We start from the raw sequence: 26790 nt of genomic DNA, 5'->3' as shown, positions 1-26790 counted from the left end.
CTCCAACAATCCGCTGCCGCTGTTGCACACTGGCAGCACGTTTTGCCCCTCCCCAAGGACTGAACCAACGTGATCGGGTACATCTCCGACAACCTGCTGATCCCGATCCTGGATTTCTTCTATGGATTGGTGCCGAGCTACGGCCTGGCGATCGTGGCGCTCACGGTGGTGATCCGCCTGGCCCTCTTCCCACTGAGCGCCGGTTCAATCCGCAGCGCCCGGCGCATGCGCATTGCCCAACCGGTGATGCAGAAGCGCCAAGCCGAAATCAAGTCGCGCTTCGCTAACAACCCCCAGAAGCAGCAGGAAGAACTTGGAAAACTCATGAAGGAATTCGGCAGCCCGCTTGCGGGATGCCTGCCCCTGCTGGTGCAGATGCCGATTCTGTTCGCCCTGTTCGCGACCCTGCGCGGATCTCCGTTCGCGGATGTGCCCTACACCCTGAATCTGAAGGTGCTGCCGGCAGAGCAGATCGCTGCTGTGGAACCGAAGCCCTTCAACAGCGCCAGCCACTCGATCTTCATCAGCGAAACCAACCACGTGCCGGTGATCGCCAGCCTGCCTGGAGGCACGAAGCTCGGTGAGGGTGAGTCAGCCACGATCCAGCTGCAAACAAAGAGCGGAGAAAGCTTCAGCAACGTTCTCAGCGGCGTTGAGAACGGACAGACGTTCCTTCCGACCTGGTCGGTGACCAAGGGCGATTCGATCGTTTCGGTGTCTCAGGACGGAACGATCACGGCCCTTGCCGCGGGTGATGCCACGGTTGAAGGAAAGATTCCTGGCCTGGCAGCCCGGAGCGGTTTCCTCTTCATCAAAGCGTTAGGCCAGGTGGGCTTCTACACCGATGGCGCAATCAACTGGGATATCGCAATCCTTGTTGGAGCCTTCGGCCTCAGCCTGTTTGCGTCCCAGCTGCTCTCAGGCATGGGCATGCCCGCCAACCCCCAGCAGGCCACCGCCAACAAGATCACACCCGTGATGATCACTGGCATGTTCCTGTTCTTCCCCTTGCCGGCGGGCGTTCTGCTTTACATGGTCATCGCCAATATCTTCCAAGCGGCGCAGACCTTTCTGCTCACCCGCGAAACCCTGCCCGAGAACCTGCAGACGATCCTCGATGATCAGCTGCGTCAGCAGGCATCGACCGCCACTGCGGGGGCCTCTGGCTCTGCCGGTCAGGCGGGTCGTCTTCCCTTCGAGCCCAGGAGCAAATGATCCCAGGGCTCGAGCCCATCCCCCTGCGTGAACTTCAGGCTCTTGGAGTCGCGAAGGAATGGACTGTGGAGGGCAGTCTCGACGATCTGCCCAGCCTGACTCCCGTAAGGGGGCACCTTCAGGCCGAGCATCGCGGCAACGTTCTTGAGGTGGAGGGCTCCCTCGAAACGATTGTGACCCTCTGTTGTGACCGTTGCCTTGGTCAGTTCAACCATCGCCTGAGCGCGGAGGTGAAAGAACTGATCTGGCTTGGTGCCGAGCCAAGTGCCGACGCGATGACCGAGGCCGGTCTGGACATGGACGCCCCAGAGGGACTCGTGGAATCCCTTGATCCCCGCAGCCACTTTGAACCCGAGCGCTGGGTGTTTGAGCAGCTCAGCCTGCAGCTCCCGGTGGTCAACCGTTGCGGTTCAGAGTGTCCAGGCATGCCTGGTTCGTCAACGAACACCCGGAGCACAGACCCCTGCAGCACAGACGCCAGCAGCGAGGCCCTCGGCCAGGGAGCGATCGATCCCCGATGGCAGGCCCTGAAGCAACTGGCGGGCGGAGACGACGATGCATCCTGAATGGAGTGATCAGCTCGACCTGCTGATCCGGGCAGGGACGCCCCTGATCTGGATCCGCAGCACGGAGGAAGAGCGGGTTCAGGCGCTACTCGCCAGCGTGGTTCAACGGCTCCCTGGGCGGCAGCTCAGCAGCTGGGATTTCATCAGCGGACTGCAAGGAGCCCTCAACCAGGAAGGCACCGGAGCCCGGCAGCCGATGGCTGTACTCCAGTGGCTGCAGGATCTGGAGGCAAGTCGACCAACCCTGCTGCTGCTCAAAGACTTTCATCGCTTCTGCGACGACCCCGGCATCGCCCGGATGCTTCGCAATCTGGCCGTCGGCCTGAGGGAACGCCCCCACACCCTGGTGCTTTGCAGCGGAGCCTGGTCGCCGCCGGCGGAGCTGGAGGAATGCCTCACGCTTCTTGATCTCCCCCTCCCGCGGGAGGAGGAGATCAAGACCCTGCTCCAGTCGATCGCCAGGGCCGGGGGTCAGGGACTGGATGACGTGGTGCTTGAAGAGCTCACCCATGCCTGCAGTGGCCTCACAGAGGCCAGGGTGCGCCATGTGGCGGCAAGGGCCTTAGCCCAGCGGGGGCAACTGAGCCGTCTCGATTTGGACGATGTGCTGGAGGAGAAGCGACGCTGCCTGGCCCGCAGCGAAGTGCTCGAGTTTTGCCATACGGAAGCCGATCCAGCCGACATCGGTGGGCACGATGCCTTGAAGCACTGGCTTGAGCAGCGCCATCAGGCCTTCAGCGATGAAGCCAGACGCTTCGGCCTGCCCTTGCCCCGGGGCGTGCTGCTGGTGGGGCCTCAGGGGACAGGCAAGTCACTCACGGCCAGGGCCATTGCCCACAGCTGGGCCATGCCGCTGCTGCGCCTTGATGTCGGGCGGCTCTTCGCCGGCCTGGTCGGCGCCAGCGAAGCACGAACACGGGAAACGATTCAGCGAGCGGAGGCCATGGCCCCGTGCGTGCTCTGGATTGACGAAATCGACAAGGGCTTCGGCGGTGATGCCCGCAGCGATGGAGGTACCAGTCAGCGGGTGCTGGCCACGGTGCTCACCTGGATGGCGGAGAAACGATCGGCGGTGTTCGTGGTCGCCACAGCCAATGCGGTCGATCGTCTGCCGCCCGAGCTGCTGCGCAAGGGGCGTTTCGATGAGATCTTCCTGCTGGATCTGCCCGGAGTGGAAGAGCGGAGCAGCATCCTGACCCTGCATGTGGAGCGCCGCCGACCTGGCCTGACCCTGCCGCTCCAGACCGTGGTCGATCGCACGGAGGGCTATTCGGGAGCCGAACTCGAGCAGACGGTGATCGAGGCGATGCACCTTGCCTTCGCCGAACGGCGGGAGCTGGCGGAAAGCGATCTGATTCGTGCCGCGAACCAACTGGTTCCTCTCTCAAGAACGGCACGGGAGCAGCTGGATGCCCTGCAGCGCTGGGCCAGCAGCGGTCGGGCCCGGGCCGCATCCAGCAAGGGAGCCTCTTTGCATGTTGCGCAGGGTGAAGAAGCCTGACGCGGCGTAACGAAGCCTCAGACGTGGCAGGACAGCCTCCAACACGCTCCGTAAGTTCGCTGCAATACCGACAGAAGGGCCTTGAACCGTTCGAGCGATCTCACCAGCCAGCTGGCTGTGGCCTGCCTGGGAGCCGGCGTGATCACCACTGTGGCTGTCGCCCAAGGTCAGAACCCGATCACTGCCCTGGGAATCACCCTCTTTTCCGCCGTCGCAGCCGTGATGGTCGGCCAGGTCCTCTGAGCACCAGCACCTAGGCTGCCGGCGCCAGTTCCTCAACCGCCGTGCTCGACCAGCGCTTGGTGCGTGACAACCCCGACCTGATCGCCCGGGAGCTCGGTCGGCGGGGCATGGATGTGGACCTCACCGGTCTGCAGTTGATCGCCCAGCAACAGCGGGATCTCGAGGAGCAGCGCAGTTCCCTTCAAGCGGAAGGCAACCGCATCGGCAAAGAGGTTGGCCTGCGGATCAAAGCTGGGGCTGACCCCAAAGGCGAGGAAGTCGCGGAGCTGCGTCAGCAGGGCAATGCGATCAAGCAAAAGGTTGCGGTGCTCGAAGACGAGGAGAAGCAACTGAACACCCGCCTGCGGGATCAGCTGCTCACCCTGCCCAACCTGCCCTCAGCCGACTGCCCAGATGGGCGTGATGAGAACGACAACCGCGAGGTGCGTCGCTGGGGCACACCGCGAGAGCAGAGCGGACTGGAGGAGCATTGGGCGATTGCCGATCGCCTGGGACTGCTCGACACGGAGCGCTCGGTACGCATTGCCCAAAGCCGGTTCGTCACCCTGTTCGGCCAGGGGGCGCGCCTGGAAAGGGCCCTGATCAACTTCATGCTGGATCTCCACACCAGCAAGGGTTACCGGGAGGTGTTGCCACCCGTGCTGGTCAACACCGCCAGCCTCACGGGATCGGGACAGCTCCCCAAGTTTGCGGAGGAGAGCTTCCGCTGCGCTGACGATGACCTCTGGCTGACGCCCACCGCAGAGGTGCCGGTGACCTCCCTGCATCGAGACGAAATCATCCCGGCAGACCAACTGCCCCTGCGTTATGTGGCCTACAGCCCCTGCTTCCGCCGTGAGGCAGGCAGCTACGGCCGGGATACTCGGGGACTGATCCGCCTGCACCAGTTCAACAAGGTGGAGCTCTACTGGTTCGCCCACCCCGACCATTCAGCGGAGGCCCACGCCCAGATCACCGCCGATGCCGAGGCGGTCCTGCAGGCCCTTGAGCTTCCCTACCGGGTGCTGGAGCTCTGCACCGGCGATCTCGGTTTCTCAGCGGCACGCACCTACGACCTGGAGGTGTGGCTTGCTGGTGCAGGCGCCTACCGAGAGATTTCCAGCTGCAGCGTCTGCAGCGATTTCCAGGCACGGCGCTCCTCGATCCGCACCAAAGAAGACAAGAACACCCGTCTGGTGCACACTCTCAATGGCAGCGGCCTGGCCATCGGGCGCACGGTGGCGGCGCTTCTGGAGAACGGCCAGCAGAGCGACGGCAGCGTGAAACTACCGGCCGCGCTCGTGCCGTACTTCGGTGGCGAGCGTCTCCAGCCAGAATGACCCGATTGACCAAGGCGGTGTGAACGTTCTTGCAGCTCTGATCGCCCTGGGCCTCCTGGTGGTGATCCATGAAGCAGGCCATTTCTTGGCGGCCGTGGGCCAAGGCATCCGCGTCAATGGGTTTTCGGTGGGCTTCGGTCCGGCCCTGATCAAGCGACAGATTCGTGGCGTGACCTACGCGCTGCGCTTGCTTCCTCTGGGCGGCTTCGTGTCCTTCCCGGACGACGAGGAGGACAGCCCAATCCCAGCGGATGACCCGGATCTGTTGCGCAACCGTCCGATTCCCCAACGGGTCCTGGTGATCAGCGCTGGAGTGCTGGCCAATCTGGCTCTGGCCTGGTTGCTGCTGGTGGGCCAGTCGGCCTTCGCCGGACTTCCCGCCGACCCGGATCCAGGGGTCCTCGTGGTGGCAGTGCAGCCAGGGGAAGCGGCCGCCAAGGCAGGCCTGAAGGCTGGAGACAGGATTCTGCGACTGAATGACCAGCCCCTCGGCCCCGGCCAGGACGCTGTCCAGACCCTGGTGAATCGGATCCAGAGTGAACCTGGTCAGTCCTTGAAACTGCTGACCCGTCGCGATGCGGACTCTGAGCAGACCCTGGTCCTGATCCCAGAGGATCGTGATGGCCTGGGGCGGATCGGCGCTCAGCTGCAGGTGAATCGCATGGGCAGCCTGCGCCCGGCGAGGAGTCCGCTTGAGGCGATCCGCTTTGGCAGCGGTGAATTCACCGGCCTGCTTCGCAGCACCGTGGCGGGCTACGGCGGACTGATGACCCACTTTGGCCAGACCGCCCAGCAGGTGAGTGGCCCGGTGAAAATCGTTGAGATGGGAGCCCAGCTCAGCAGCCAGGGCCAGGGGGGACTTGTGCTGTTCACCGCCCTGATCTCTGTGAACCTGGCCGTGCTCAACGCCCTGCCCTTGCCCCTGCTCGACGGAGGCCAACTGGTGTTCCTGCTGCTGGAAGCTGTGCGAGGCCGCCCGCTGCCTGAGCGTTTCCAGATGGCCGTGATGCAATCAGGCCTGCTGCTGCTGCTGGGCCTGAGCCTGGTGCTGATCGTGCGTGACACCAGCCAGCTGCCCCTCGTGCAGCAGCTCAGCGGCCGTTGAGCCATGCGCGACCGGCCACAAGGTAAGGTTGTGGATTAGTTCGCCCGTTTATCTCGCCCGCATGGCTAAGAAGTCGATGATCGCCCGCGATGTGAAGCGGAAGAAAATGGTCGAGCGCTATGCGGCGAAGCGTGCGGCACTGATGGAAGCCTTCGACAAGGCAGCCGACCCCATGGAGCGTCTGGAAATCCATCGCAAGATCCAGGCCCTGCCACGCAACAGTGCCCCCACCCGCATGCGCAATCGCTGCTGGGCCACCGGCAAGCCCAGGGGCGTCTATCGCGATTTCGGTCTGTGCCGCAACCAACTGCGGGAACGGGCCCACAAGGGTGAACTTCCTGGCGTGGTCAAGTCCAGCTGGTGATTTTGTTCACTGCTGATGCGCTGGAGGCAACGAGTTGCCTCCTTTTTTTGTGGCCAGTCGTTCACGTCAAATGACAGAATGACGGTTGACAGAAAGACATAAACACACGTGCAAGGACAAACCCAGTCGATCTCCTTTGACGGACGGGAGATTCGACTGACGACAGGGCGTTTTGCCCCCCAAGCCGGCGGCTCGGTCATGATCGAGTGCGGCGACACTTCAGTGCTGGTGACGGCGACGCGCTCTGCCGGCCGCGAAGGAATTGATTTCCTTCCGCTGATCTGCGATTACGAGGAAAGGCTCTATGCCGCCGGTCGCATCCCTGGAAGCTTCATGCGTCGTGAAGGCCGCCCTCCTGAGCGGGCCACGCTGATCTCCCGGCTGATCGACCGACCGATGCGGCCCCTCTTCCCGGGCTGGCTCCGTGACGACCTGCAGATCGTTGCCACCTGCATGTCTCTGGATGAGCGGGTACCTGCTGATGTGCTCGCGGTGACCGGGGCCTCGATGGCGACCCTGCTGGCCGGAATCCCGTTCCATGGACCCATGGCAGCGGTGCGCGTGGGGCTGCTCGGCGATGACTTCGTACTCAACCCCAGTTATCGGGAGATCGAGCGCGGTGATCTCGATCTGGTCGTGGCCGGAACGCCCGAAGGGGTGGTGATGGTGGAAGCGGGAGCCAACCAGCTTCCTGAACAGGATGTGATCGAAGCCATCGATTTCGGCTACGAGGCTGTCTGTGAACTGATCAAAGCCCAGCAGGACATTCTCAAGCAGGCCGGGATCGAGCAGGTCATCCCACCGGCCCCCGAACAGGACAGCACACTTCCCACCTATCTAGAGAAGCAGTGCAGCAAGGCCATTGGTGAGGTGCTCAAGCAGTTTGAGCAAACCAAGGGCGAACGGGACGAGAAGCTCGATGCGATCAAGGCATCCACAGCCGAAACGATCCAGGGCCTCAAGGACGATGACCCGGTGCGGCTGGCCGTGAGCGCCAACGGCAAGGCCCTGCCCACCAGCTTCAAGGCCCTCACCAAGAAGCTGATGCGCCAGCAGATCCTCAAAGATGGCAAGCGCGTGGACGGCCGCAGCCTCGACCAGGTGCGTCCGATCAGCGCCGCTGCAGGAGTGCTGCCCAAGCGCGTGCATGGTTCCGGGCTCTTCCAGCGGGGTCTGACCCAGGTGCTCTCCACCGCCACCCTCGGGACCCCCAGCGATGCCCAGGAGATGGACGATCTCAACCCGAGCACCGAAAAAACCTATCTGCATCACTACAACTTCCCCCCCTATTCCGTCGGTGAGACCAAGCCGATGCGCTCCCCAGGCCGCCGCGAGATCGGCCACGGCGCTCTTGCGGAGCGGGCCATCATCCCCGTGCTGCCCGCCAAGGACACCTTCCCTTATGTGGTGAGAGTGGTGAGCGAGGTGCTGAGCTCCAACGGCTCCACCTCCATGGGCTCCGTCTGCGGCAGCACCCTCGCCCTGATGGACGCCGGCGTTCCGCTCAAGGCCCCGGTGAGCGGCGCGGCCATGGGTCTGATCAAGGAAGGCGATGAGGTGCGCATCCTCACCGACATCCAGGGCATCGAGGATTTCCTCGGCGACATGGACTTCAAGGTGGCCGGCACCGACAAGGGCATCACCGCCCTGCAGATGGACATGAAGATCACCGGTCTGGCCGTGAACACCATCGCCGAAGCGGTGAATCAGGCACGCCCGGCCCGTCTGCACATCCTCGAAAAAATGATGGAGGCGATCGACACGCCACGGGAGGGGCTCTCTCCCCATGCGCCGCGTCTGCTCAGCTTCCGCATCGATCCTGAGCTGATTGGCACGGTGATCGGACCCGGTGGTCGCACGATCAAGGGCATCACCGAGCGCACCAACACCAAGATCGACATCGAAGACAGCGGCATTGTCACCATCGCGTCCCACGACGGAGCTGCCGCTGAAGAAGCCCAGAAGATCATCGAGGGCCTCACCCGCAAAGTGAACGAGGGCGAGGTGTTCAGCGGCGCCATCACCCGGATCATTCCGATCGGTGCCTTCGTGGAGATCCTCCCCGGCAAGGAGGGCATGATCCACATCTCCCAGCTCTCCGAAGCTCGGGTGGAGAAGGTGGAAGACGTGGTGAAGGTGGGCGACGAGGTCACCGTGCGCGTCCGCGAAATCGACAATCGCGGCCGCATCAACCTCACGCTGCGCGGTGTTCCTCAGAACGGTGAAGAGCCTGAGCCTGAACCCGCTCCCACCCCCGTTGCTCCCCTCACCTGAGGGGCGCACACCTCAACCCTCCCTCAGACCTGAAAGCCAGGATCAATCGAGGCCATCGCCCGTGTCGCTTGCTCACAAAGCGCGGCATGGGCTTTTCCATGGCTAGCGATCAGGCAACCGGCCTGACGCACATCGCCGGTGTTGTAGGTGAGATCAGTCTGATCGGCATGGGTGAAGCGACCGCCGGCCGCCAGCAGCACCGCCTCGGGAGCCGCCATGTCCCAATCCTTGGGGGCGCTCTTGCCGGAGAGGGAGACGTAGAGATCGGTTTCGCCTCTCAGGATCGTGGCCACCTTGAAGCCAACGCTGCCCACGGCTTTGGAACCGCCGAGCTCGAGGGCCTCAATCAACCTGGCCAGACGGTCGTCGCGATGGCTGCGGCTGGCCACCAAGATCAGATCCGAAACCGCGGTTCTGTCGCTGAAACGTACGGGTGACCGCTCACCCTGACGGTCTTCACACCAGGCCCCCTCACCAACGATGCCGATCCAAAGCTCATCGGCTTCCGGCAGCAACACAACACCAAGTACCGGCCGCTTGTGACGCACCAGAGCCAGATGAACGGCGTATTCGCCTGTGCCCTGCAGAAAATCCTTGGTGCCATCCAGGGGATCGAGAATCCACAGCCATTCGGCCGGCACAGGTTGCCCCTCCGTGAGCTGCTCCTTAGCGGTCTCCTCACTGAGCAGCGTCCAGTCGGCATCGGGGAACGCGGCGAACAGGCCATCCAGCAACCACTTGTTCACGGCCAGGTCAGCCGCAGACACCGGGCCCTCCCCGCCGTCATCAACACTCAACGCCTGGGGAAAACCATGCGGGGGCTGCTCGCCGCGGGCATAGGCACGCAGGATGTCAGCGGCTCCCCAGCAGAGGGGACGCAGGGCCTGCAACAGGGCCTCCTGATCGATCCCGGCGGGCAAGGTCAGGGGGCTCGGCATCATGGAGATCTCTGGGCGGAGCCATTGTGAAGCAGCGGGCCGAACCGGATGCCGGAGTGCTCTACGTGGTGGGCACACCGATCGGACATCTCGGGGATCTCTCGCCTCGAGCCAAGGCCCTGCTGCTGGCGGTTGACACCATTGCCTGCGAAGACACCCGCCACAGTGGCCAGCTGCTGAGCAGTCTTGGATCGACAGCCCGCCGCTGCAGCTTTCATCAACACAACACCCGCACTCGCCTGCCCCAGCTGCTGGCAGAACTGGAGCAGGGCCGAAGCGTGGCGGTGATCAGCGATGCGGGCTTGCCGGGCATCAGCGACCCGGGCGAGGAGCTGGTCGCCGCCGCCCGCGCCGCCGGGCATGACGTGATTTGCATCCCTGGCCCCTGCGCGGCAACAACCGCCCTTGTGAGCAGCGGCCTGCCCAGCGCCAGGTTCTGCTTTGAGGGTTTCCTGCCTGCCAAGGGGCGGGAACGACGGGAGCGGCTGCAGCAGATCAGCGAGCATCCGTGCACCAGCGTTCTCTACGAAGCACCGCATCGCCTGGTGCAGCTCCTGGATGAGCTCGAGGAACTCTGCGGCCCGCAACGGCCACTGCAGGTGGCAAGGGAACTGACCAAACGCCATGAACAGCAGGTGGGGCCCACCGTGGAAGCAGCACGTCTGCACTTTCATGCCCAGGCGCCCCAGGGGGAGTTCACCCTGGTGCTGGGAGGCGCGCCCGCGCCACGCAAGGAGACGCATGATGACCAGTACTGGCGCGACCAATTGCAGGTGTTGATTGCAAGCGGTCTCAGCGCCAATGCCGCGGCCAAACAACTAGCCAGCGGCGGTGACCGCTCCAAGCGGGAGCTCTATGCCCTGCTGCACCAGGAGGAGCCCCCAAGCTCGACAGCCCACTCCAGCTCGACAGCCATCCCCGAGCGATCAGACTGTGCGCAGAGCGATCGGGACTGATGCTGCTACGGCTGCGCCTGCTACTGCTGAGCCTCGGGGGTTCCGGACTCTTGCTGCTGGTGCTCTGCCTTGGTGCCCAGAACCTCAACGAACGCCATGCGCTCAATCTTGGCTTCGGCCGCACGGCGCCACTGCCCTCCGGATTCCTCGTAGGCGTGAGCCTGGTCATCGGTGTGCTCAGTGGCGGCAGCCTGGCGGCTGTGCTGATGCCCACCAGAGAACCCTGAACGGACGACTCAGGTGTCGAGAGCGATCAGTGACCCATCCAGCACAAGCCTGGTGATGCCCCGAGCGACGAGATAGGAAGTGGTGCGTTCGAACACCTGGCTGTCGGGAATTTTGATCACGCGCTGATTGCGACCGCACTGACGCTTGGCAGTACGGGGACTGGCGAACAGGGCCAGAGACTGCCGTTCCTGATCTTCACTGGCGATCGCGCCGAGCTCTGGGAAATCACTGAGGGGCCTGGGATCCAGCTCCACCAGCTTGTCCACCAGCATGTAGACGCTCTCCGGAAGCACGCCAGGGCCGATCGGACGGCACTCGGCCGGGAGACCAGGATCCGCGGGGATCTGATCGGTGAGGACAGCCACCGTATGGAATTCCTGCTCCGGCTCGCTGCAGGAATCGGGGTCCCCTGGCTCGAGGTCGTCGCCAGGATCGGGATCATCGGCGAAATCGTCGGCGTCATCGAGGGCCAGGCTGGCGGGATCCTCCTCTGCGGAGACCTCAGCACTTGGCGTGTCTTCGGCAGGTGGAGCCAGCGTCGGCGTTGAAGCTTTCAAGAAGGGACGGGCTGCCCGCCCCTTCTTGAGGGCTTCGTACTCCTCAGGAGTGAGCGCGCTCCGAACCGTGCGGCTCACGGTGTTGGGGCTGCAACCGAATGCCTCGGCAAGCTGAGCACTGCTCTCGCCTGCGCGGTAGCGCTCCACCAGCTCCTGTTTCTGCCTGTCGCTGAGCCGGCTAGGCGCCATCTGCCATGGACTGCAAGCTCATCAGCTTAGGCGTTGCAGTCCGTGCCAGCTGCCAAGATGAGCCGGTGCTCCCTTAGCTCAGCTGGATAGAGCAGCTGCCTTCTAAGCAGCCGGTCGATGGTTCGAATCCATCAGGGGGCGTCTCAAAGTCCGCGTCACAGCCCGCAGCTGCCACGCCGTCAGGCGGTCACCCTGGGCAGTCAGCACCGTATATCTCTCCCGCAAGACTCTCCAGAACCGCCAGAGCCTCCAGGTCAGCCAAGGTCTTCTGCGCCTGAGCCACCATCGTCCGCCCATGCGGGGCGCACTCAGCAACGAGAGCCGCACCCTCTGACGCTTCAACCTTCACGCGCTCGATACAGGACCTGATCCGCTCGCTGATGCGTGTAATGACTTCTGTTTCTGCTGCCATTGCAGGGGTGATGCTGCTCAAGAGCAGGCGCTTAATCGCAGCATTGGCTGATTCAGGGGTGAGGTCTGACATGGCGCCATTGTCGTCAAGGCACAAGACTCTTTGCGCAATGAACGCTTTCAGCCTTTGAGAATCTTTGAAGGGTCACTAACCCAAAATCGTGATTTCAGACGATGACTGCTGACTAGTGACGCGCTGTGGTGAACGTGCTGAGCTTTGACGAGTCAGGGATGCCAAGATCTTGCGAAAGGCTTTGAACAATGCCATGGCGCGGTAGAGGCTCCTGCCATCAAACCGTTCATGGACTTTTTGGCAACCTCATGCTCACCAGCCATAACAACAGAGCTGTTGGTCACAGCAACAGCCGCTGAGCCCACTTTCCCTAAGCCTGACGTTGCACCATGGCCTGCTGATTGATCGATTTGGCTAGATTTTGAGCCACGCCTCCCCTGACGCCCCATGAGCATCGGCGAGCTGGTCACCATCAAGTTGACCCACCCCTTTATCAAGGGCATCAATCACTCCGCGATGACGGCTCCCCCGGGCCAGGAAGACCAGGCCCGCAGCTTTTACTCAGGCTTGCTGAAAATGGAAGAAGGGGCAATCCCTGCTCATCTTGGCAATCTGCAAGGACAAGTGAAGACAGGGCTCATCTGGTTTGTTTTTAATGACGCCATGATCCACATCGTTTTCGATGAGGCTCATACACCGATCCCCGCAGGCCGTCACCTCTGCTTTCAAATTGACAACCTGACCGCTCTTCATCAGTCACTAACAACCCATGGGCATCTGCCCTTTGGCGAAGAAAAGCTCTCAGACCGCGAACGCTTCTTTGTGAAAGATCCCTTTGATAACTGCCTGGAGTTCCTGGAGTTCCAACCATCAAGGGCTTGAACTCCATCACCCTTCAATCCCTGTCATGCAACTCCAGCAGGGGGGTGTTGAGCCATCAAAGGAAGTCGTAATCGTCCTCATGCTCATTGGAGAGCGCCTGCATCACCAGGGTCGACAGAGGGATCGCTAGAGCAGCGATGACGAGCAGTTCCATGCAAACTCTCCCTTGATTGATCGAAGTCAATCAGCCATCGCCTCTGGAGAGCGTGGCAACGGCAACCGAATCAGAGATCCGCAGGAAATGGCTGCTGCTGGGGACGCCATTGCCAGGTCTGAGAAAAGTCCACTCTCACCCCCTCACCTCTGAGCTTGATCAAGCGGGTGAGTGTCACGCTTCGACCGGGATCGCACTGCTGCTTGATCAGCACCTTGGGGCCCTGAAACACAAAGCGCTGATCCATGAACTGGTTCAGTGCCACTGCGGACACCCCCGTGCCAGAGGGCTGTTCGGTCAGATCGATCTGAAAGCGATCGCACTGAAAGGCCAAGGCCGCACCTGCCTGGGCGGTCACTGCGTCCCCTCGCTCCCGGCAGGGAATCAAGCCATGGTTGGCGAGCCGCAAGGAAGCCTGAGCAGGCAACAACGGCGTCCAGGTCTGACCCAATGGCAAATCACAGTCACCAGCGATCGCTGCATTGGCAGTTCCAACAGCTGCAACGGTGACCAGCAGCGCTGCCCCAAACCGGGGAAAACCGTTCATCAGCCCGCCATTCATCGGAATGATTTTAGGGCGCACCACTGGCTGCACTCTGCCAACGGCGGCAGGCTGAATCATCCGAGGGTTCGCGATGCCACTGGAAACACAACAGCTCGACGATGGGGCGATCAGGGTCTGCCTTCGGCAGGACGGAATCGAGGCCTGCACGGTGGTCAGCAGCTTCCATCTCGTGGAAGACAAGCGCCGGCAGCTTGAACTGAGCATCCAACGCAAGGCCGCCGCCGCCTTCAGCTGAGCGGGCTGAGCATCTCCCTGGCCACCATCACCACCAGGCTGCGCGCCTCCAGGGGCACCCCGGAGGGACTCCAGCTCTCCGGTTGCTCGGGCAGGTCATCTCCTGCTGGCAAGGCGGTGTCGATGAGGCGATGCCAGGGGGAGGCCGGTTCAGGCAGATCGAAATGCATCGCCTTGAAATAACTGTTGAAGCCAATCCAGAGCACCGCGCCACGGGTACCGCGCTGCAGGCTGGCGGCCAGGCAATGGGACCAGCTGGCCCAGTCGGGCTTGCCCAGTTCCACCCCATGCCACTGGCGCCACAGCTGATCAGGATCACCGGACCGCGGCAACGGTGATTCAGCGATCGGCTGGCTTGGGTTGATCAAATCCGCCATCTGCTGACGCAGGCGCAGCAAACGCTGCACATAGGTCTGCAGATCCCGATCGCAATGGTCATCGCCCCAGATCATCCAGCTCAGGGGGCTGTCCTGACACCAGGTGTTGTTGTTGCCCCCCTGACTACGCCCCACTTCATCGCCCATCAGAAGCATCGGCACACCCCGACTGAGCAGCAGAGACGTGAGCAGGTTGCGCTGTTGACGGCGGCGCAGGGCGGTCACCGCCCGATCGCTGCTTGGGCCTTCCACCCCGTGATTCCAACTGCTGTTGTGGTTTTCGCCATCGCGGTTGTCCTCCCCATTGGCGAGGTTGTGCTTGCCGTTGAAACTCACCAGATCCATCAGGGTGAAACCGTCATGGGCGGTGATGAAATTCACCGACCGCCCCAGGGTCAGGGGCCGACCACCGTTCAGATCCGGACTACCGCGCATTCGCTGACCGATCTTCCAGGTGCTGTTTTCATCTCCCTTCCAGAAGCTGCGTACGTCATCGCGGAAGCGTCCGTTCCAGGCTCCGATCCGCTCCGCCGGGAAGTCACTGAGCCGATAAAGGCCGCCACAATCCCAGGGTTCGCTCACCAACTTGAGATCACTGAGGAGCGGATCGGCTTCAATCGCCTCAAACAGGGGCGGATGGTCGAGGGGCTTGAGCCCCTCCCCACGACTCAAAGCGATGCCGAGATCAAAGCGGAAGCCGTCAATCCCCAGCTCGATTGCCCAGCAGCGCATCGACTCGAGGATCAGCTGCCGAGCCAGGGGGCGATTGGCGGCAATGCTGTTGCCGCACCCGCTCACATCGAGGTAATCGCCTTTGGCGTTCTGGTGGTAATAGAGCCGATCACCCACGCCCCGCCAGCTGAGCGTGGGGCCATGGTGGTTGCCCTCCGTGGTGTGGTTGTAGACCACATCCAGGAGCACCTCGAGGCCGGCATCGTGGCAAGCGGCCACGAGCTCTCGCACCTGCTGTCGAGCTTGAAGCGGATCGTCTCCATCGATGTAGCCATGGTGAGGAGCGAACCAGCTCAGGGGGCTGTATCCCCAAATGTTGTCGCGACCGATCGGAGCGTCCTGGGGATCAAAGGCCTGGATCGGCAGCAGTTCGATCGCTGTGACCCCCAGATCCTTGAGATAAGGAAGTTTGTCGATCACCCCTCTCAACGTGCCCCGACGCTCAGGGGCGACGCCGCTGTCACTGCGGCGGGTAAAGCCACCCACATGCAGCTCGTAGATGACGGTGCGATTCCAGGGGTGGCGTGGCCTGGGATGGGCATTGAAATCAAAGGCATCCCGCTCGCACACCACCGCCTTCAAGCAGCAGTCGGTGTTGGGGGAAGCGCCCGTCGCCGCAGCCCGGCGATAGACACCCCAGCCGCTGATCGCCCGCGCGCATGGGTCCAGCACCACCTTGGCGGGACGGAAGCCGTGGCCACCCGGCTCCAGCGGACCGAACACCCGGTAGCCATAACAGGCACCGGCCCGCAGGCCCTCCACCTCCACATGCCAGTAATCACCGGAGCGATGCTCGGGGCCGAGATCGATGATGCGCTCGGGCTGGGGGGCATCGCCATCGGCGAACAGCAACAGCTCCACCCGGTTGGCCGCCGGCGCCGCCAGGGAAAAGTTCACCCCTCCAGACGTGAGCGAACTGCCCAGGGGCCAGGGTCTGCCGCGCTGGATCGTGCTCAAGGATCCCCGACCGCAGGGCGCGGTCCTCACTGCGCTCAAACTAATGCTTGCGGCCGTTCCCATCAGCCCATGCCCCTTCCCTCGGTTCTGGAATCAGGACGTCCGCCGCAGCAGATCCGCCCCTTCTTATGGCTGTTTCCCCCCAATCGCGACTGTCGCGGAGGCTCCGCCTGGTGGCTTGACAGCGATCCGGAGCCGGTCTTGATCGACTGCCCGCCCCTGACCGAAAGCAGCCTCAAGGCCCTGCAGGAGCTGGCGGCAGGCCGGACACCCCGAATCGTTCTCACCAGTCGAGAGGGCCATGGGCGCGTGCGACGCCTGCAGGAACATCTGGGCTGGCCGGTGCTGGTGCAGGAACAGGAGGCCTATCTGCTGCCAGGCGTCGATCCGCTCGAGACTTTCGCAGACACGCACACCACCGCGGCAGGCCTGCGCCTGCTCTGGACGCCTGGCCCCTCTCCCGGCAGCTGCGTGTTGCATGCTCCACCCCCTTGGGATCTGCTCTTCTGTGGCCGTTTGCTCATCCCTGTGGCAGTGGGTCAGCTGGCCCCATTGCGCCATCGCCGCAGCTTCCACTGGCCGCGTCAGCAGCGCAGCCTCGAGCGACTGCGCGACTGGATTCCTCCAGATCAAAGTCCAGCACTGGCATCTGGTGCTGGGCTTGGCGCCCTGCGCGGCGAGCGACTCAGCCCCTGGGAGAGCTGGATGCCCTCAAGCCCGACGGCAGGTTTCGCAGACCCACCGTCGTAAAGCGTTGCGGCGCGGGGTCTTTCGGTTGCCGCACCGGCGCAGCCTCCATACGATTGGCGCGCTTGAACAAGCCCATGCGGATGTCGCCTTCCGCATCGCCAGCCCGCTTCCGCATCCCACGCCTCCTCACATGAACAAAGCTGATCTCGTCAACCTCGTTGCCGCTCGCACCGAGCTGACCAAGACCGACGTCTCCCTGGTGGTCGACGCCGCCATCGAAACCATCATCGATTCCGTTGTTGAAGGCAAGAAGGTCTCCATCCTCGGTTTCGGCTCCTTCGAGCCCCGCGAGCGTTCCGCCCGCCAGGGTCTGAACCCCAAGACCGGCGAAAAAATCAAGATTCCCGCCAAGCGCGTTCCCGCCTTCACCGCCGGCAAGATGTTCAAGGATCGCGTCCAGGGCTGATCCCATCCATCGTTCAGGATCGAAGCGGCCCCTTGGGGCCGCTTTTTTGATGGCCGATGGCATGCGCCCGACCCCTGAGCATCTAGAGCAATGGATCTCGGAAGGCCAGCGCCTGCGGAGTCAGGGCTATCGGGGTCGTTTCGCACCCACCCCTTCCGGACCGCTGCACCGCGGCAACCTGGCCACCGCCCTGCTCTCCTGGCTAGCTGCGCGCCATGAGAACGGCACCTGGCTGCTGCGCTTCGATGATCTCGATACGCCGCGTCTGCGCACCGGTGCGATCGACAGCGCCTGTGCAGATCTGCATTGGCTGGGATTGCACTGGGATGGCCCTCCGATCCTGCAAAGCCAGCGCCGGGGGCTTTACAACTCTGTGCTGTCCCATTGGCGTCGGATCGGAGACCTCTACCCCTGCCGCTGTAGTCGACGCCAACTGGCAGCCCAGCCGTTGTATCCCGGCACCTGCCGCAACCGCAGGCTGGACTGGGGCTGGCAACAGGCTCGCCTGCCGGCCTGGCGGCTCAGGGTTCCCGCGCCATTCTCGGAGCGCTGCGGGGATCTGGTGCTGCGCCGGGCTGACGGCTTCATTGCCTATCACCTGGCCACCGCCGTGGATGAGCTCGCTCTGGGCATCAGCGAGGTGGTGCGCGGGGCTGACCTTGCTGCAGTGCGGGAAGCCCAGGAGGCGGTCATCGCCGCCCTCACGCCGTTGGAACCGCCGCGCTACCGGCATGGGCCGCTGCTTTGCGATGCCAGCGGAGCAAAGCTGTCAAAACGGGATGGCAGCGAAGGGCTTGCGCCGCTGAAGGCCCACAGCATCCAGCCGGATCAGGTGATCGGACTGCTGGCCGCTGACCTGGGCCTGATCGCGCCAGGCTCGGCTCTCTCCGCTAAGGAGCTGCTCCAGGACGTGAATCACGACCCAACGAAGCTGAAGGCACGCCTCAACGCCAATTCTTCACAAAGGCTTCGGGATCACGGAGGTGGAATCTCTCCACACTGAAGTCAATTCACTTCAGATCAGGCATGGCCATCTGTTCGCGTTGCGGGGGGAGCGGCATCCAGCGGGTCTCCGATCAGCGGTTCCGCACCTGTCTCGACTGCCTAGGTCATGGCGACGGCCTAGGGCTGAAGGTCGATCAGGAGTCCCTGCGCTTTCCTCCGGGTGAACTGGGGATGACCGAAGCGTTCAGCGCAGCTGTTTCCGCTTCTGCTGCCAAATAAAGAAGGCAGCGGTGGCGACCACCGCCACCAGGGGCACCGTGGTGAACAGCAGCAGCGCGACGGCAGTCCAGTCGGTATACATCCGGTCAAGGAGAAAGCCGCTGCATCATCTCAGGAGATCGTTCCCACACGGCAAGCCTGCGGCCACCTGATCAAGATTGCTGAGGGTGGTGGTCGCGATCGCTTCCAGGGCCGCATCGGTCAGGAAGGCCTGATGGGCGCTCACCAGCACATTGGGGAAGGTGAGCAAGCGTTCAAAGGTGTCATCCCCGATCACTTCACCGCTGTGATCGGCAAAGAACAGGCCTCCCTCCTGTTCATACACATCCAGAGCGAGACCTCCGAGCTGACCGGCCTTGAGTGCGGCAATCACCGCCTTGGTATCGAGCAGACCGCCTCGACTGGTATTCACCAGCAGAGCCCCCCGGGGCATCATGGCCAAACGCTCAGCGTTGATCAGATGATGGGTGGCTGGCAGGAGCGGACAGTGGAGGCTGACCACCTGACTGTTGGCGAGCAGCTCCTCAAGACCCACGTATTGGATTCCCACGTCAGAAAGCCGCGGGTCCTGCTGGACAGGATCGCTGGCCATCACCTTCATGCCAAAGGCCCGAAGCAAAAGCGCGGTTGCGGCGCCGATCCTGCCGGTACCCACCACGCCTGCGGTCTTGCCATGGAGCTGCAGTCCCACCAGACCGCTGAGATCAAAGTTGTTCTCCCTGACCCGGTTGTAGGAACGATGCAGACGACGCCCCAAACAGAGCAGCAGAGCCAGGGCGAATTCGGCCACCGACTCAGGGGCATAGGAGGGCACATTGACGACGCGCAGCCCCAGCCGACGGGCAGCCTCCAGATCAACACTGTCGGCACCGGCGCAGCGCAGGGCGATCACCCGCACCCCGAACTGCGCCAATTGCTCCAGGGTGGCGTCACAGAGATCGTCATTCACGAAGCTGCAAACCGCATCACAGCCCTCGGCAAGCACCGCGGTCTCCGGGGTGAGTCGCTCGCGGCTGTAGACGAACACATGGTCGGAGCCCGCCTGCAGGGCACGCACAAAACTCTCAATGTCGTAGTGGCGAGCACTCGCCATCCACACCTTCATCGCTGGTGCCAGTCGCTCTCTCTCTGGTTTAGAGGCAAAACCCAGCCCTGTCGTTCAACAGCGCACCTTTCAATTCCGTGGCTGCTGATGGGGCTGGGACTGGTGCAGCCAACGGCGGTGCTAGCGGGGCTGACCACAAACCTGCTGCCATCGGCGCAGGACTGCCTGCAGACAGGCAGGGAAGCCAGCTGCCACCATGCGCTGGTGCTGGCTGAATCCCTGCAACGGAAGGCGGCAAGGACCGAGCGCAACAGCTGCCAGAGCATGACGCTGGGTCTCCAGGCCGACGTGCTCATGGTGCAGCTCAAGAACGGTCGAGGTGACAAAGCCTTCGACACGCTCCGCGACGTTCAACGCCACTGCCAGGGTCTCTAAGACAAAAAACCGCCACCATGGCAAGCAATCGTTGCTCTGCCGCCGTGCCACGCCCCTGCCCCCAACGACTGCTGCTGCTCCTCATCCTCTGGGGTTCCGCCGGCACTGGAGCCGCCCTGGCCCAAGTGAGCTTCGATGACTGCCAGCCGGTGGCCGGTGGAGGCATCACCTGCAACACCGTTCCTTATGGGAACACCCGCATGCAAATGATCGATGGCGAATATGGCCTCTTCAATCAGGCCAGTCCTGGCTGGGCTGAATACGACCCCTATGAGGGCTACGAGGACATGCTCGGAGGCAACCAGACCTGAGGGTTCAGATCTGATCCAACAGAGCTGAAGGACAAGCGGGCGGCGGGAATCGAACCCGCATCATCAGCTTGGAAGGCTGAGGTTTTACCACTAAACTACGCCCGCACTAATACACCCGAACCAGTCACCCTGAACAGGTGAGGCCACTGGATGTGTGCCCCAGCATTATGACGGTCCGCCTGCCACACCCCCTCGCTTGACCACCTCCAACGTTGCATCCGAGGGCTCCCGCCGCCGCCTGATGGTGGCCTACGGACTCGGCGATGCCGGAACCGGACTGGCTGCCACCCAACTGGGCTTCTACCTCTTTCCCTTCTTCACTTGCGCCGCAGGACTGCCTGCCTTCATCGCCGGCTCCCTGCTCACGGTGATCAAGGTTTGGGATGCGCTCAACGATCCCTTGATTGGCTGGATGAGCGATCACACCCAGAGCCGCTGGGGCCCGCGCTTGCCCTGGATGCTTGGCGCCGCCCTGCCCTTGGGGATCAGCCTGGCGGCGATGTGGTGGGTGCCTGAGGGCGACACCCTGCAGCGCACGCTCTATTACGTGGTGATGGCGATCCTGCTGATGACCGCCTACACGAGCGTCAACCTGCCCTATGCGGCCCTCTCCACCGAGCTCACCAGCGACACAGCCGTCCGCACCCGGCTCAACGCCGCCCGATTCACTGGGTCGATCATCGCTGGCCTCAGCGGCCTGATCGTTGCCTCGTTGGTGCTGAGCGACGGCGCCGATGGCTACCTGCGCATGGGCAGGATTACCGGCACGATTGCAGCTCTCGCAACGCTCGCCTGCTGCTGGGGTCTCGCCCCCTACGCCAAGAAAGCCCAGCGACCAGGTGGGCACGCCGAGCCTCCCCTGCAGCAACTGCGCCGGATTCGAGCCAATTCACGCTTCCTGATGGTGCTGGGTCTCTACTTGCTGCTCTGGTTCGCCCTGCAGCTGATGCAGGTGGTAGCTCTGATCTGGCTGGTGCAGGTGATCCATGTGCCACCAAGCCTCTCCACCTGGATCCTGCTTCCCTTCCAACTGAGCGCCCTGGTGGGCCTCCAGCTCTGGAGCCTGCTGTCCAACCGTCGCGGGCGCATCAAGGCCTTGCACTGGGGTGGTGGCCTCTGGATTGCCGCCTGCCTGCTGTCGATGCTCTTCCCGGTGCTTCCCGCTGGCGCCGATGCTGCCCAGCTCGCCCCGCTGATCGGCCTCATCCTGCTCGTAGGACTCGGGGCCTCAACCGCTTATCTGATCCCCTGGTCGCTGCTGCCTGACGCCATTGATGCCGATCCGGCCAGGCCCGCTGGCCTTTACACGGCCTGGATGGTGTTCGGGCAGAAGCTGATCATCGGCTTGAGCATGTCAGTCTTCGGCGCACTCCTTTCGCTCACCGGCTACATCTCGAGCGAAGCCTGCAGCGGGGCCCTCAGTTTCATCGAGCAACCAGCCACGGCTCTGCTCGCGATCCGTCTGTGCATGGGTCTGATTCCCGCCACACTCGTGGCATTCGGCCTGTTGGTAATGCGACGCTGGCCCGACCGCGGCGCCCATCTTCAGCACACCTGATCACGCGAGACCTTTGATGCAAGCCCCCCGCTGGTTACGACGTCTCGGCAGCAGCCTGCTGATCGGAGGCCAGGCCGTGACCGCCGCCTCCCGCGGCAAGATCAACACCATTGACCTCTTCGATCAGCTGCTGGAAGCGGGACCAAGCAGCTTTCTGATTGTGCTGATAACCGGTGTGGCCGCAGGCTCGGTGTTCAACATCCAGGTGGCCGCCGAACTGAGTGGGATGGGAGCTGGCTCCACTGTGGGTGGCGTGCTGGCCATCGGCCTGGCCCGGGAGATCGCACCCCTGCTCACCGCCACGCTGCTCACCGGCAAGGTCGCCACGGCCTACGCCGCCCAGCTGGGCACCATGAAGGTGACCGAACAGATCGATGCGATCACGATGCTGCGCACTGACCCGGTGGAATACCTGGTCGTGCCTCGACTGATCGCCATGGTGGTCATGGCACCGGTGCAGTGCCTGCTCTTCTTCGGCGTCGCCGTCTGGGCAGGCCAGATGACCAGCACGGCCTTCTACAACATCCCGCCTGCGGTGTTCTGGAACTCGGTGCGCACCTGGCTGCAGCCCGATGACCTGCCGTTCATGCTGATCAAGGCTCTGGTGTTCGGCCTTCAGATCGCTGTGCTCTCTTGTGGCTGGGGCCTCACCACCGAAGGAGGCCCGAAGGAGGTAGGAACCAGCACCACCGGTTCGGTGGTCATGATTCTGGTGACCGTGGCTCTGATGGATGTGCTGCTCACCGAACTCCTGTTCGGCTAAACCCTCCACCGTGATGAATCAAGACCATCCCAACCCAAACCTGGAGGCGGTCAGCCTCAGCGCCAACCCTCGCCTGCCGCTGCTGGTGCTGCTGTTCAGCCTGGCTTTGTTGCCGCTGCCGCTCAGCCCCTGGCCGACCCTGCCGGTGGCTCTGTTCAGCCTGTTTCTACTGCTGCAGACCTACAGCCTGCGACTGGAGTTCTGCCCCGACACCCTGGTGGTGTGGCGCGGCGGGCAGGAGCTGCGTCGCTTCCCCTACAGCGACTGGCAGGCCTGGCGCCTCTTCGCCCCATGGCTCCCTGGGCTGCTGTATTTCCGCGAAGTCAAGAGCATTCATTTCCTGCCGATCCTGTTTGATCCGCAACAACTGCGCGCCCAGCTGGAGCTGCGGGTGGGCGCCCTGGAGACAGGCAAGCCTTGAACTAATGGCACGTTCTCGTACCGCAGACGCAACAGTAAAGTTACGGGAACGTGTATCACCAGTCGGCCTTGCCGTGATCCGCTGAAATGGAGCCAGGACCGGTCTGCCATGCCTGACGACACCGACCTGAATCCCACCGACCTGCATCCCCAGGACGCGCAGGACGCTGGGACAGCACCATCCACGAGCGAAGCAGACGCCGCAGCCAAAGAACAGTTGATCCAACTGGCTCTCTCTGATCTGCAGGCGCGCCGCGCTGAGCTGGAAGAGGAGATCCAGACACTGAGTGCGCGCAAACAGCAGCTCGAGGGAGAGATCAACGCCAGCTTTGCCGGTCAGTCCGATGCGATCGCCCGCCGCGTGAAAGGCTTCCAGGAGTACCTGGGCGGCGCACTCCAGGGCCTGGTTCAGTCGGTGGACAACCTCGAACTGGTGATGCAGCCGGTGGTGGTGCAGCCCTCTCCCCTCGATCAGCAGGCCGCTGCCGCCACCACAGAGACAACTGAAGCCCCAGCCCCGGCCGCAGTTGCCGACACCTTCCGCCCAGACGAGACGCTGATCCGCAACAACCTCGAGCGCTTCCTCGGGCAACCCGATTTCTACGCCGATCCCTGGAAACTGCGCCGCAGCCTGGAAGCCCCCGACACAGCCCTGCTGCAGGACTGGTTCTTCAATCAGGGGGGGCGCGGGGCCCAGCCCAGCCGCGGCAGCCGCCCACGCAATGTGTTGCTGAGCGCAGCCCTGATCGCCATCATCGGCGAGCTCTATGGCGAACAGTTCCAGACCCTGGTGCTGGCAGGCCAGCCTGAACGACTCGGCGAGTGGCGACGCGGCCTCCAGGATGCGCTGGGTCTAAGCCGGGAGGATTTCGGCCCCAACAGCGGCATCGTGCTGTTTGAGCGGGGGGATGCGCTGGTGGAGCGAGCTGACCGCCTGGAGGAGCGGGGCGAGGTGCCGCTGATCCTGATTGATGCCGCCGAACGGGTGGTCGACATTCCCGTGCTTCAGTTCCCTCTCTGGCTGGCCTTCGCGGCCGGACCAGGCGAGACCTACGACGACGACGACCTGCTCTGATGGGCTTCCTCTCCTTGTTCCTGGGCTATCTGCTCGGCTCCATCCCCAGCGGCTTCCTCGCGGGACGCTGGTGCAAAGGCATCGATCTGCGCGAACTGGGCTCAGGCTCCACGGGTGCCACCAACGTGTTGCGCCAGGTGGGCAAGGGTCCTGCCCTGGTGGTGTTTGTGATCGATGTGGGCAAAGGTGCGGCGGCGGTCTTACTCGCCAGAGCCCTCGGCCATGGATCCGATCTGAGCGCCTGGCTTGAGGTGCTGGCCGGTCTGGCGGCCCTGGCCGGTCACATCTGGCCGGTGTGGCTGGGCTTCAAGGGCGGCAAGGCCGTGGCCACGGGCTTCGGGATGTTTCTTGGCCTGGCCTGGCCGGTGGGCCTGGCCTGCTTCGGGGTATTCATGGCCGTGTTCAGCCTGAGCCGAATCGTGTCGCTGGCCAGCGTGATCGCCGCCGTGAGCCTGCCCCTGCTGATGGTGAGCTACCCCGGTGGCAGCCCTCCCTACGTATTGATTGCCCTCATCGCCATGCTGCTGGTGCTCTGGCGCCACCGCAGCAACCTGCAGCGCCTGATCGACGGCAGCGAACCGAAGGTGGGACAAAAGCCGTGAGCGCCGCGGTGGGCGTGTTCCTGCGCGGGGGCCCGGTGTTCTACGGCAATGATCTGGGCACCGCCTGGCGCGCCTGGGGCGGTCTCAACGTCAAGTTCTGATCACTCGCTTTGCTGGGGGCTTCAGATGAGCTCCCCGCAGCAGGCCGCAAACGCAGCGCTGGGATCTTCAGCTTTGGTGATCGGCCGGCCGATCACCAACTGACTGGCACCTGCTGCAATCGCCTCGGCGGGCCCCATCACCCGGGCCTGATCGCCCACCGCTGCCCCTTTGGGGCGAATCCCCGGCGTCACCAAGGCAAACGGCTCGGGGTGCTGGGCCCGCAATGCCGCGGCCTCCAGCGGTGAGCACACACAGCCGCCGATGCCGGCAGTCGCCGAGAGCTGCGCCAATGCCGGCACCCGTTCGGCGATGGCCTGGGCAATGGCGATCTCCCGTTGCAGACGCTGCTCCTCCCAGCTGGTGAGCACCGTCACCGCAAGCAAGGTGGGCACGGGTTGGCCAGCGCTTTGGGACCCTTCCACCGCCGCGGCCTGGGCGGCCTGCAACGCTTCGCTGCCGGCGCAGGCATGCACGGTGATCAGCTCCGCCCCCAGCGCCGCTGCCCGCCGGCAAGCCCCGGCCATGGTGGCAGGGATGTCGTGAAATTTGAGATCCAGAAACACCCGCAACCCCTGCCCCCGCAGCTGGGCCACCACCTCAGGGCCCGCCTGCACAAACAGCTCCAGGCCCACCTTCACCCAGCGCAAGCCCTCCACATGGCCAGCCAACGCCAGGGCCTGATCAGGCACCATGCCATCGAGAGCCACGATGATCCGATCAGCCGGATGGGCGGAAAGCAACGGTGCCAAGACAGAGCAGCAGACTCCCCCCATCCTGAGGGGGCCCCGGTTGCGGCACCATGCTTCCCCGCATCGTCCATCCAGAGCAGCTGCAGGGATACCGCTTCAGCGATCGGGACCACTGCCGACTGGCCCTGCTCAGTGCCCCCTGCGACGGCAGCGATGCCAGCTGTGACCCTGCTGCCTCACCCTCACTCTTCCTAGAGATTCACGACCCCTGTGACCGAGTGCCTCCCCACCCCCCTGGATGCGGAGGATCTGGAGGTGCTCCGCACGCTCTGATTAAGCCACCAAACGGCGGAAGGTCTTCTTGCCCAGCTGCAGCACCTTGCCGGCCAATTGATCGGGGCCTGCAAATTCCTGATTGGGATCGCTGAGCTTCTCGCCATCGAGCTTCACGCCGCCACCCTGGATCTGACGGCGGGCTTCACTGCTGCTGGCGCAGATGCCAACGGCGCTGAGCAGATAAAAGGCCTTAGCAGGGAAGTTCACCTCCGCCAGAGACGCCTCCGGCACCTCCGCCGCCGCATCACCGGCGCCCCCAACCAACGTGGCCGCGTCGGCCTGAGCCTTCGTGGCCGCCTCGATCCCATGGCGGCTGGCGGTCACCGCCAGGGCCATCGCCTTCTGCTTCTCGCGGGGATTGTCCGGCAAAGCGTTCAAATCCAGATCAGTAAGCAAGGTCACGTAGTCGTTGATCGCCCCATCGCCCACCTTCTCGAGCTTGGAATACATCGAGAGGGGATCGTCCTCGAGGCCAACGGTGTTGCCCAGGCTCTTGCTCATCTTCTGGACACCATCAAGACCCACCAAGATCGGCAGCAGCAACCCGAACTGGGTGCCTTTGCCGAAATGGCGCTGCAGGTCACGGCCCATGGCCACATTGAATTTCTGATCCGTGCCCCCGAGCTCCACGTCAGCCTCCACCGCCACCGAGTCGTAGCCCTGCAGTAGTGGATAGAGGAACTCATGCAACGCGATGGGGGTGCCGCTGCCATAGCGCTTGGAAAAGTCGTCCTTCGCCAGCATCTGGCCCACGGTGGCTGTCCCCAGCAGGCCGATCACCTGAGGTAGATCCAAGCCCTCCAACCACTCACTGTTGCGGCGCACCTCAAGCCGGCCCGGGGTCTCGAAATCGAGCAGGGCCCGCTCCTTGGGCTGCCCTTGGCCGAGCTGACGCAGGTAGGTGGTGGCGTTGGCTTCCACCTGCTCCTTGCTGAGCTGCACCCGCGTGGCGCTCTTGCCGGTGGGATCGCCGATGCGTGCTGTGAAGTCACCAATGATCAACACCGCCGTGTGGCCCGCATCCTGGAAAGCCCGCAACTTGCGGAACAAAATGCTGTGTCCCAGGTGGATGTCGCTTCCGGTGGGGTCGATGCCCAGCTTGATGCGCAGGGGCCGGCCGGCCTTGTCGGCTGCCTTAAGTCGGGCGTCCAGAGCTTGATCCGGGTCGGAGGGGTCTCCGGCCGGGAAGAGATCGGCCATGCCCCGCGCCAGCCAATGCGGCAGAGAAGAAGAGGCATCAGCCATGGCAGAGGAGCACTGAATCCGTGCGGATCGTACGGGGCCAGCCAGCCCA

General features: G+C 63.5%; 29 protein-coding genes and 2 tRNA genes. 23 read left to right on the top strand and 8 right to left on the bottom strand.

What is annotated here, in order from left to right:
- The first annotated feature begins 69 nt into the window (after positions 1–69).
- The 8 genes from yidC (at position 70) to CWE16_RS07435 (ending at position 8587) form a co-directional block, all read left to right on the top strand.
- Positions 70–1215, top strand: coding sequence for a membrane protein insertase YidC (yidC, locus tag CWE16_RS07465; RefSeq protein WP_131594340.1), 1146 nt, complete (start codon positions 70–72; stop codon positions 1213–1215).
- On the top strand, positions 1212–1781 hold the full coding sequence (locus CWE16_RS07460; RefSeq protein ID WP_131594338.1) for a YceD family protein: 570 nt from the start codon (positions 1212–1214) through the stop codon (positions 1779–1781). Before yidC ends, CWE16_RS07460 begins: the two co-directional genes overlap by 4 nt.
- Positions 1771–3282 carry an AAA family ATPase gene (locus CWE16_RS07455; protein ID WP_131594336.1) on the top strand — a complete coding sequence of 504 codons (1512 nt, stop codon included), beginning with the start codon at positions 1771–1773 and terminating at the stop codon, positions 3280–3282. The genes CWE16_RS07460 and CWE16_RS07455 overlap by 11 nt, the downstream gene beginning before the upstream one ends.
- An 81-nt stretch (positions 3283–3363) precedes the next feature.
- Positions 3364–3525 carry a hypothetical protein gene (locus tag CWE16_RS12125; RefSeq protein ID WP_164498732.1) on the top strand — a complete coding sequence of 54 codons (162 nt, stop codon included), beginning with the start codon at positions 3364–3366 and terminating at the stop codon, positions 3523–3525.
- A 41-nt stretch (positions 3526–3566) separates the two neighbouring features.
- The gene (gene serS / locus CWE16_RS07450; protein ID WP_131594334.1) at positions 3567–4844 is read left to right on the top strand and encodes a serine--tRNA ligase; all 1278 of its coding nucleotides are present in this window, start codon (positions 3567–3569) and stop codon (positions 4842–4844) included.
- A gap of 19 nt (positions 4845–4863) precedes the next feature.
- Positions 4864–5949, top strand: coding sequence for an RIP metalloprotease RseP (rseP, locus tag CWE16_RS07445; protein WP_131594332.1), 1086 nt, complete (start codon positions 4864–4866; stop codon positions 5947–5949).
- Between the two features lie 61 nt (positions 5950–6010).
- Complete coding sequence (gene rpsN, locus CWE16_RS07440) at positions 6011–6313, top strand: 30S ribosomal protein S14 (RefSeq protein ID WP_131454650.1); 303 nt, start codon at positions 6011–6013, stop codon at positions 6311–6313.
- 108 nt (positions 6314–6421) lie between these two features.
- Positions 6422–8587 (top strand): polyribonucleotide nucleotidyltransferase, encoded by a 2166-nt coding sequence (locus CWE16_RS07435; RefSeq protein ID WP_131594330.1) that lies wholly within the window; start codon positions 6422–6424, stop codon positions 8585–8587.
- Positions 8588–8610: 23 nt separating this feature from the next.
- Here CWE16_RS07435 and CWE16_RS07430 read toward each other — a convergent pair whose 3' ends face one another.
- Positions 8611–9528: a 3'(2'),5'-bisphosphate nucleotidase CysQ family protein gene (locus CWE16_RS07430; RefSeq protein WP_131594328.1), complete on the bottom strand. Its 918-nt coding sequence runs from the start codon at positions 9526–9528 to the stop codon at positions 8611–8613.
- A 23-nt stretch (positions 9529–9551) separates the two neighbouring features.
- On the opposite strand from CWE16_RS07430, the gene rsmI reads away from it, so the two are divergent.
- Together rsmI and CWE16_RS07420 are read left to right on the top strand one after the other, a co-directional pair.
- On the top strand, positions 9552–10481 hold the full coding sequence (gene rsmI / locus CWE16_RS07425; protein WP_131594326.1) for a 16S rRNA (cytidine(1402)-2'-O)-methyltransferase: 930 nt from the start codon (positions 9552–9554) through the stop codon (positions 10479–10481).
- The gene (locus CWE16_RS07420) at positions 10481–10708 is read left to right on the top strand and encodes a hypothetical protein (protein WP_131594324.1); all 228 of its coding nucleotides are present in this window, start codon (positions 10481–10483) and stop codon (positions 10706–10708) included. The genes rsmI and CWE16_RS07420 overlap by 1 nt, the downstream gene beginning before the upstream one ends.
- A 9-nt stretch (positions 10709–10717) precedes the next feature.
- On the opposite strand, the gene CWE16_RS07415 is transcribed toward CWE16_RS07420, so the two are convergent.
- Entirely contained in the window at positions 10718–11455 is a 738-nt protein-coding gene (locus tag CWE16_RS07415; protein ID WP_131594316.1) for a helix-turn-helix domain-containing protein, read from the bottom strand.
- Positions 11456–11522: 67 nt separating this feature from the next.
- Between CWE16_RS07415 and CWE16_RS07410 the strand changes: the two genes are divergently transcribed.
- A tRNA-Arg gene (locus tag CWE16_RS07410) sits at positions 11523–11596 on the top strand.
- Positions 11597–12326: 730 nt separating this feature from the next.
- Positions 12327–12761 (top strand): glyoxalase, encoded by a 435-nt coding sequence (locus tag CWE16_RS07400; protein WP_131594311.1) that lies wholly within the window; start codon positions 12327–12329, stop codon positions 12759–12761.
- 224 nt (positions 12762–12985) lie between these two features.
- On the opposite strand, the gene CWE16_RS07395 is transcribed toward CWE16_RS07400, so the two are convergent.
- On the bottom strand, positions 12986–13462 hold the full coding sequence (locus tag CWE16_RS07395; RefSeq protein ID WP_131594309.1) for a hypothetical protein: 477 nt from the start codon (positions 13460–13462) through the stop codon (positions 12986–12988).
- A gap of 88 nt (positions 13463–13550) precedes the next feature.
- Here CWE16_RS07395 and CWE16_RS12005 point away from each other — a divergent pair, with 88 nt between their 5' ends.
- Positions 13551–13715: a hypothetical protein gene (locus tag CWE16_RS12005; protein ID WP_161567574.1), complete on the top strand. Its 165-nt coding sequence runs from the start codon at positions 13551–13553 to the stop codon at positions 13713–13715.
- On the opposite strand, the gene CWE16_RS07390 is transcribed toward CWE16_RS12005, so the two are convergent.
- The gene (locus CWE16_RS07390) at positions 13708–15780 is read right to left on the bottom strand and encodes a glycogen debranching protein (protein WP_236629636.1); all 2073 of its coding nucleotides are present in this window, start codon (positions 15778–15780) and stop codon (positions 13708–13710) included. The two genes, CWE16_RS12005 and CWE16_RS07390, sit on opposite strands and share 8 nt — an antisense overlap.
- 69 nt (positions 15781–15849) lie before the next feature.
- On the opposite strand from CWE16_RS07390, the gene CWE16_RS07385 reads away from it, so the two are divergent.
- The 3 genes from CWE16_RS07385 (at position 15850) to gluQRS (ending at position 17939) form a co-directional block, all read left to right on the top strand.
- Entirely contained in the window at positions 15850–16530 is a 681-nt protein-coding gene (locus CWE16_RS07385) for an MBL fold metallo-hydrolase (protein ID WP_131594305.1), read from the top strand.
- Between the two features lie 130 nt (positions 16531–16660).
- Positions 16661–16936: an HU family DNA-binding protein gene (locus tag CWE16_RS07380; RefSeq protein ID WP_006043393.1), complete on the top strand. Its 276-nt coding sequence runs from the start codon at positions 16661–16663 to the stop codon at positions 16934–16936.
- Positions 16937–16985: 49 nt separating this feature from the next.
- Positions 16986–17939, top strand: coding sequence for a tRNA glutamyl-Q(34) synthetase GluQRS (gene gluQRS, locus CWE16_RS07375; protein ID WP_131594303.1), 954 nt, complete (start codon positions 16986–16988; stop codon positions 17937–17939).
- 327 nt (positions 17940–18266) lie between these two features.
- Here gluQRS and CWE16_RS07370 read toward each other — a convergent pair whose 3' ends face one another.
- Positions 18267–19253 carry a 2-hydroxyacid dehydrogenase gene (locus CWE16_RS07370; RefSeq protein ID WP_330848541.1) on the bottom strand — a complete coding sequence of 329 codons (987 nt, stop codon included), beginning with the start codon at positions 19251–19253 and terminating at the stop codon, positions 18267–18269.
- Between the two features lie 99 nt (positions 19254–19352).
- Between CWE16_RS07370 and CWE16_RS07365 the strand changes: the two genes are divergently transcribed.
- Both CWE16_RS07365 and CWE16_RS07360 read left to right on the top strand, forming a co-directional pair.
- Positions 19353–19640, top strand: coding sequence for a hypothetical protein (locus CWE16_RS07365; RefSeq protein WP_131594299.1), 288 nt, complete (start codon positions 19353–19355; stop codon positions 19638–19640).
- Positions 19641–19657: 17 nt separating this feature from the next.
- Positions 19658–19951: a lactate dehydrogenase gene (locus tag CWE16_RS07360; RefSeq protein WP_236629635.1), complete on the top strand. Its 294-nt coding sequence runs from the start codon at positions 19658–19660 to the stop codon at positions 19949–19951.
- 34 nt (positions 19952–19985) lie between these two features.
- Here the strand turns inward: CWE16_RS07360 and CWE16_RS07355 are convergent.
- Positions 19986–20056: transfer RNA gene (locus tag CWE16_RS07355), tRNA-Gly, on the bottom strand.
- A 136-nt stretch (positions 20057–20192) separates the two neighbouring features.
- Between CWE16_RS07355 and CWE16_RS07350 the strand changes: the two genes are divergently transcribed.
- The 5 genes from CWE16_RS07350 to plsY all read left to right on the top strand — a co-directional run bounded on the left by CWE16_RS07350 (position 20193) and on the right by plsY (position 24369).
- Positions 20193–21509: an MFS transporter gene (locus tag CWE16_RS07350; RefSeq protein WP_131594853.1), complete on the top strand. Its 1317-nt coding sequence runs from the start codon at positions 20193–20195 to the stop codon at positions 21507–21509.
- Between the two features lie 16 nt (positions 21510–21525).
- The gene (locus CWE16_RS07345) at positions 21526–22272 is read left to right on the top strand and encodes an MlaE family ABC transporter permease (RefSeq protein WP_131454667.1); all 747 of its coding nucleotides are present in this window, start codon (positions 21526–21528) and stop codon (positions 22270–22272) included.
- A gap of 13 nt (positions 22273–22285) precedes the next feature.
- Entirely contained in the window at positions 22286–22693 is a 408-nt protein-coding gene (locus CWE16_RS07340; protein WP_131454668.1) for a DUF3119 family protein, read from the top strand.
- Positions 22694–22801: 108 nt separating this feature from the next.
- On the top strand, positions 22802–23767 hold the full coding sequence (locus CWE16_RS07335) for a DUF3086 domain-containing protein (RefSeq protein ID WP_131594297.1): 966 nt from the start codon (positions 22802–22804) through the stop codon (positions 23765–23767).
- Positions 23767–24369 (top strand): glycerol-3-phosphate 1-O-acyltransferase PlsY, encoded by a 603-nt coding sequence (gene plsY, locus CWE16_RS07330; RefSeq protein ID WP_131594295.1) that lies wholly within the window; start codon positions 23767–23769, stop codon positions 24367–24369. Before CWE16_RS07335 ends, plsY begins: the two co-directional genes overlap by 1 nt.
- Positions 24370–24491: 122 nt before the next feature.
- Here the strand turns inward: plsY and pyrF are convergent, their stop codons facing one another.
- Together pyrF and tyrS are read right to left on the bottom strand one after the other, a co-directional pair.
- Positions 24492–25220: an orotidine-5'-phosphate decarboxylase gene (gene pyrF, locus CWE16_RS07325; protein WP_131594293.1), complete on the bottom strand. Its 729-nt coding sequence runs from the start codon at positions 25218–25220 to the stop codon at positions 24492–24494.
- Between the two features lie 273 nt (positions 25221–25493).
- The gene (gene tyrS, locus CWE16_RS07315; RefSeq protein WP_131594291.1) at positions 25494–26741 is read right to left on the bottom strand and encodes a tyrosine--tRNA ligase; all 1248 of its coding nucleotides are present in this window, start codon (positions 26739–26741) and stop codon (positions 25494–25496) included.
- Between the last annotated feature and the right edge of the window lie 49 nt (positions 26742–26790).

The sequence above is a fragment of the Synechococcus sp. BS55D genome (assembly GCF_004332415.1).
Taxonomy (GTDB): Bacteria; Cyanobacteriota; Cyanobacteriia; order PCC-6307; family Cyanobiaceae; genus Synechococcus_C.
The sequence above is the reverse complement of the archived record's forward strand: the minus strand, read 5'-3'. Positions and strand labels throughout refer to the sequence as shown.

Coding starts and splice junctions, on each gene's coding strand:
- rpsN (WP_131454650.1), top strand. CDS start 6,011: ATGGCTAAGAAGTCGATGATCGCCCGCGATGTGAAGCGGAAGAAAATG.
- CWE16_RS07380 (WP_006043393.1), top strand. CDS start 16,661: ATGAACAAAGCTGATCTCGTCAACCTCGTTGCCGCTCGCACCGAGCTG.
- CWE16_RS07455 (WP_131594336.1), top strand. CDS start 1,771: ATGCATCCTGAATGGAGTGATCAGCTCGACCTGCTGATCCGGGCAGGG.
- CWE16_RS07335 (WP_131594297.1), top strand. CDS start 22,802: ATGCCTGACGACACCGACCTGAATCCCACCGACCTGCATCCCCAGGAC.
- CWE16_RS07415 (WP_131594316.1), bottom strand. CDS start 11,455: ATGGCGCCTAGCCGGCTCAGCGACAGGCAGAAACAGGAGCTGGTGGAG.
- CWE16_RS07370 (WP_330848541.1), bottom strand. CDS start 19,253: ATGGCGAGTGCTCGCCACTACGACATTGAGAGTTTTGTGCGTGCCCTG.
- CWE16_RS07340 (WP_131454668.1), top strand. CDS start 22,286: ATGAATCAAGACCATCCCAACCCAAACCTGGAGGCGGTCAGCCTCAGC.
- gluQRS (WP_131594303.1), top strand. CDS start 16,986: ATGGCCGATGGCATGCGCCCGACCCCTGAGCATCTAGAGCAATGGATC.
- CWE16_RS07385 (WP_131594305.1), top strand. CDS start 15,850: ATGCCCCTTCCCTCGGTTCTGGAATCAGGACGTCCGCCGCAGCAGATC.
- CWE16_RS07400 (WP_131594311.1), top strand. CDS start 12,327: ATGAGCATCGGCGAGCTGGTCACCATCAAGTTGACCCACCCCTTTATC.
- CWE16_RS07460 (WP_131594338.1), top strand. CDS start 1,212: ATGATCCCAGGGCTCGAGCCCATCCCCCTGCGTGAACTTCAGGCTCTT.
- CWE16_RS07420 (WP_131594324.1), top strand. CDS start 10,481: ATGCTGCTACGGCTGCGCCTGCTACTGCTGAGCCTCGGGGGTTCCGGA.
- tyrS (WP_131594291.1), bottom strand. CDS start 26,741: ATGGCTGATGCCTCTTCTTCTCTGCCGCATTGGCTGGCGCGGGGCATG.
- plsY (WP_131594295.1), top strand. CDS start 23,767: ATGGGCTTCCTCTCCTTGTTCCTGGGCTATCTGCTCGGCTCCATCCCC.
- CWE16_RS07395 (WP_131594309.1), bottom strand. CDS start 13,462: ATGAACGGTTTTCCCCGGTTTGGGGCAGCGCTGCTGGTCACCGTTGCA.
- CWE16_RS07350 (WP_131594853.1), top strand. CDS start 20,193: ATGGTGGCCTACGGACTCGGCGATGCCGGAACCGGACTGGCTGCCACC.
- CWE16_RS07365 (WP_131594299.1), top strand. CDS start 19,353: ATGGGGCTGGGACTGGTGCAGCCAACGGCGGTGCTAGCGGGGCTGACC.
- CWE16_RS07345 (WP_131454667.1), top strand. CDS start 21,526: ATGCAAGCCCCCCGCTGGTTACGACGTCTCGGCAGCAGCCTGCTGATC.
- CWE16_RS12005 (WP_161567574.1), top strand. CDS start 13,551: ATGCCACTGGAAACACAACAGCTCGACGATGGGGCGATCAGGGTCTGC.
- CWE16_RS07360 (WP_236629635.1), top strand. CDS start 19,658: ATGGCAAGCAATCGTTGCTCTGCCGCCGTGCCACGCCCCTGCCCCCAA.
- CWE16_RS07430 (WP_131594328.1), bottom strand. CDS start 9,528: ATGATGCCGAGCCCCCTGACCTTGCCCGCCGGGATCGATCAGGAGGCC.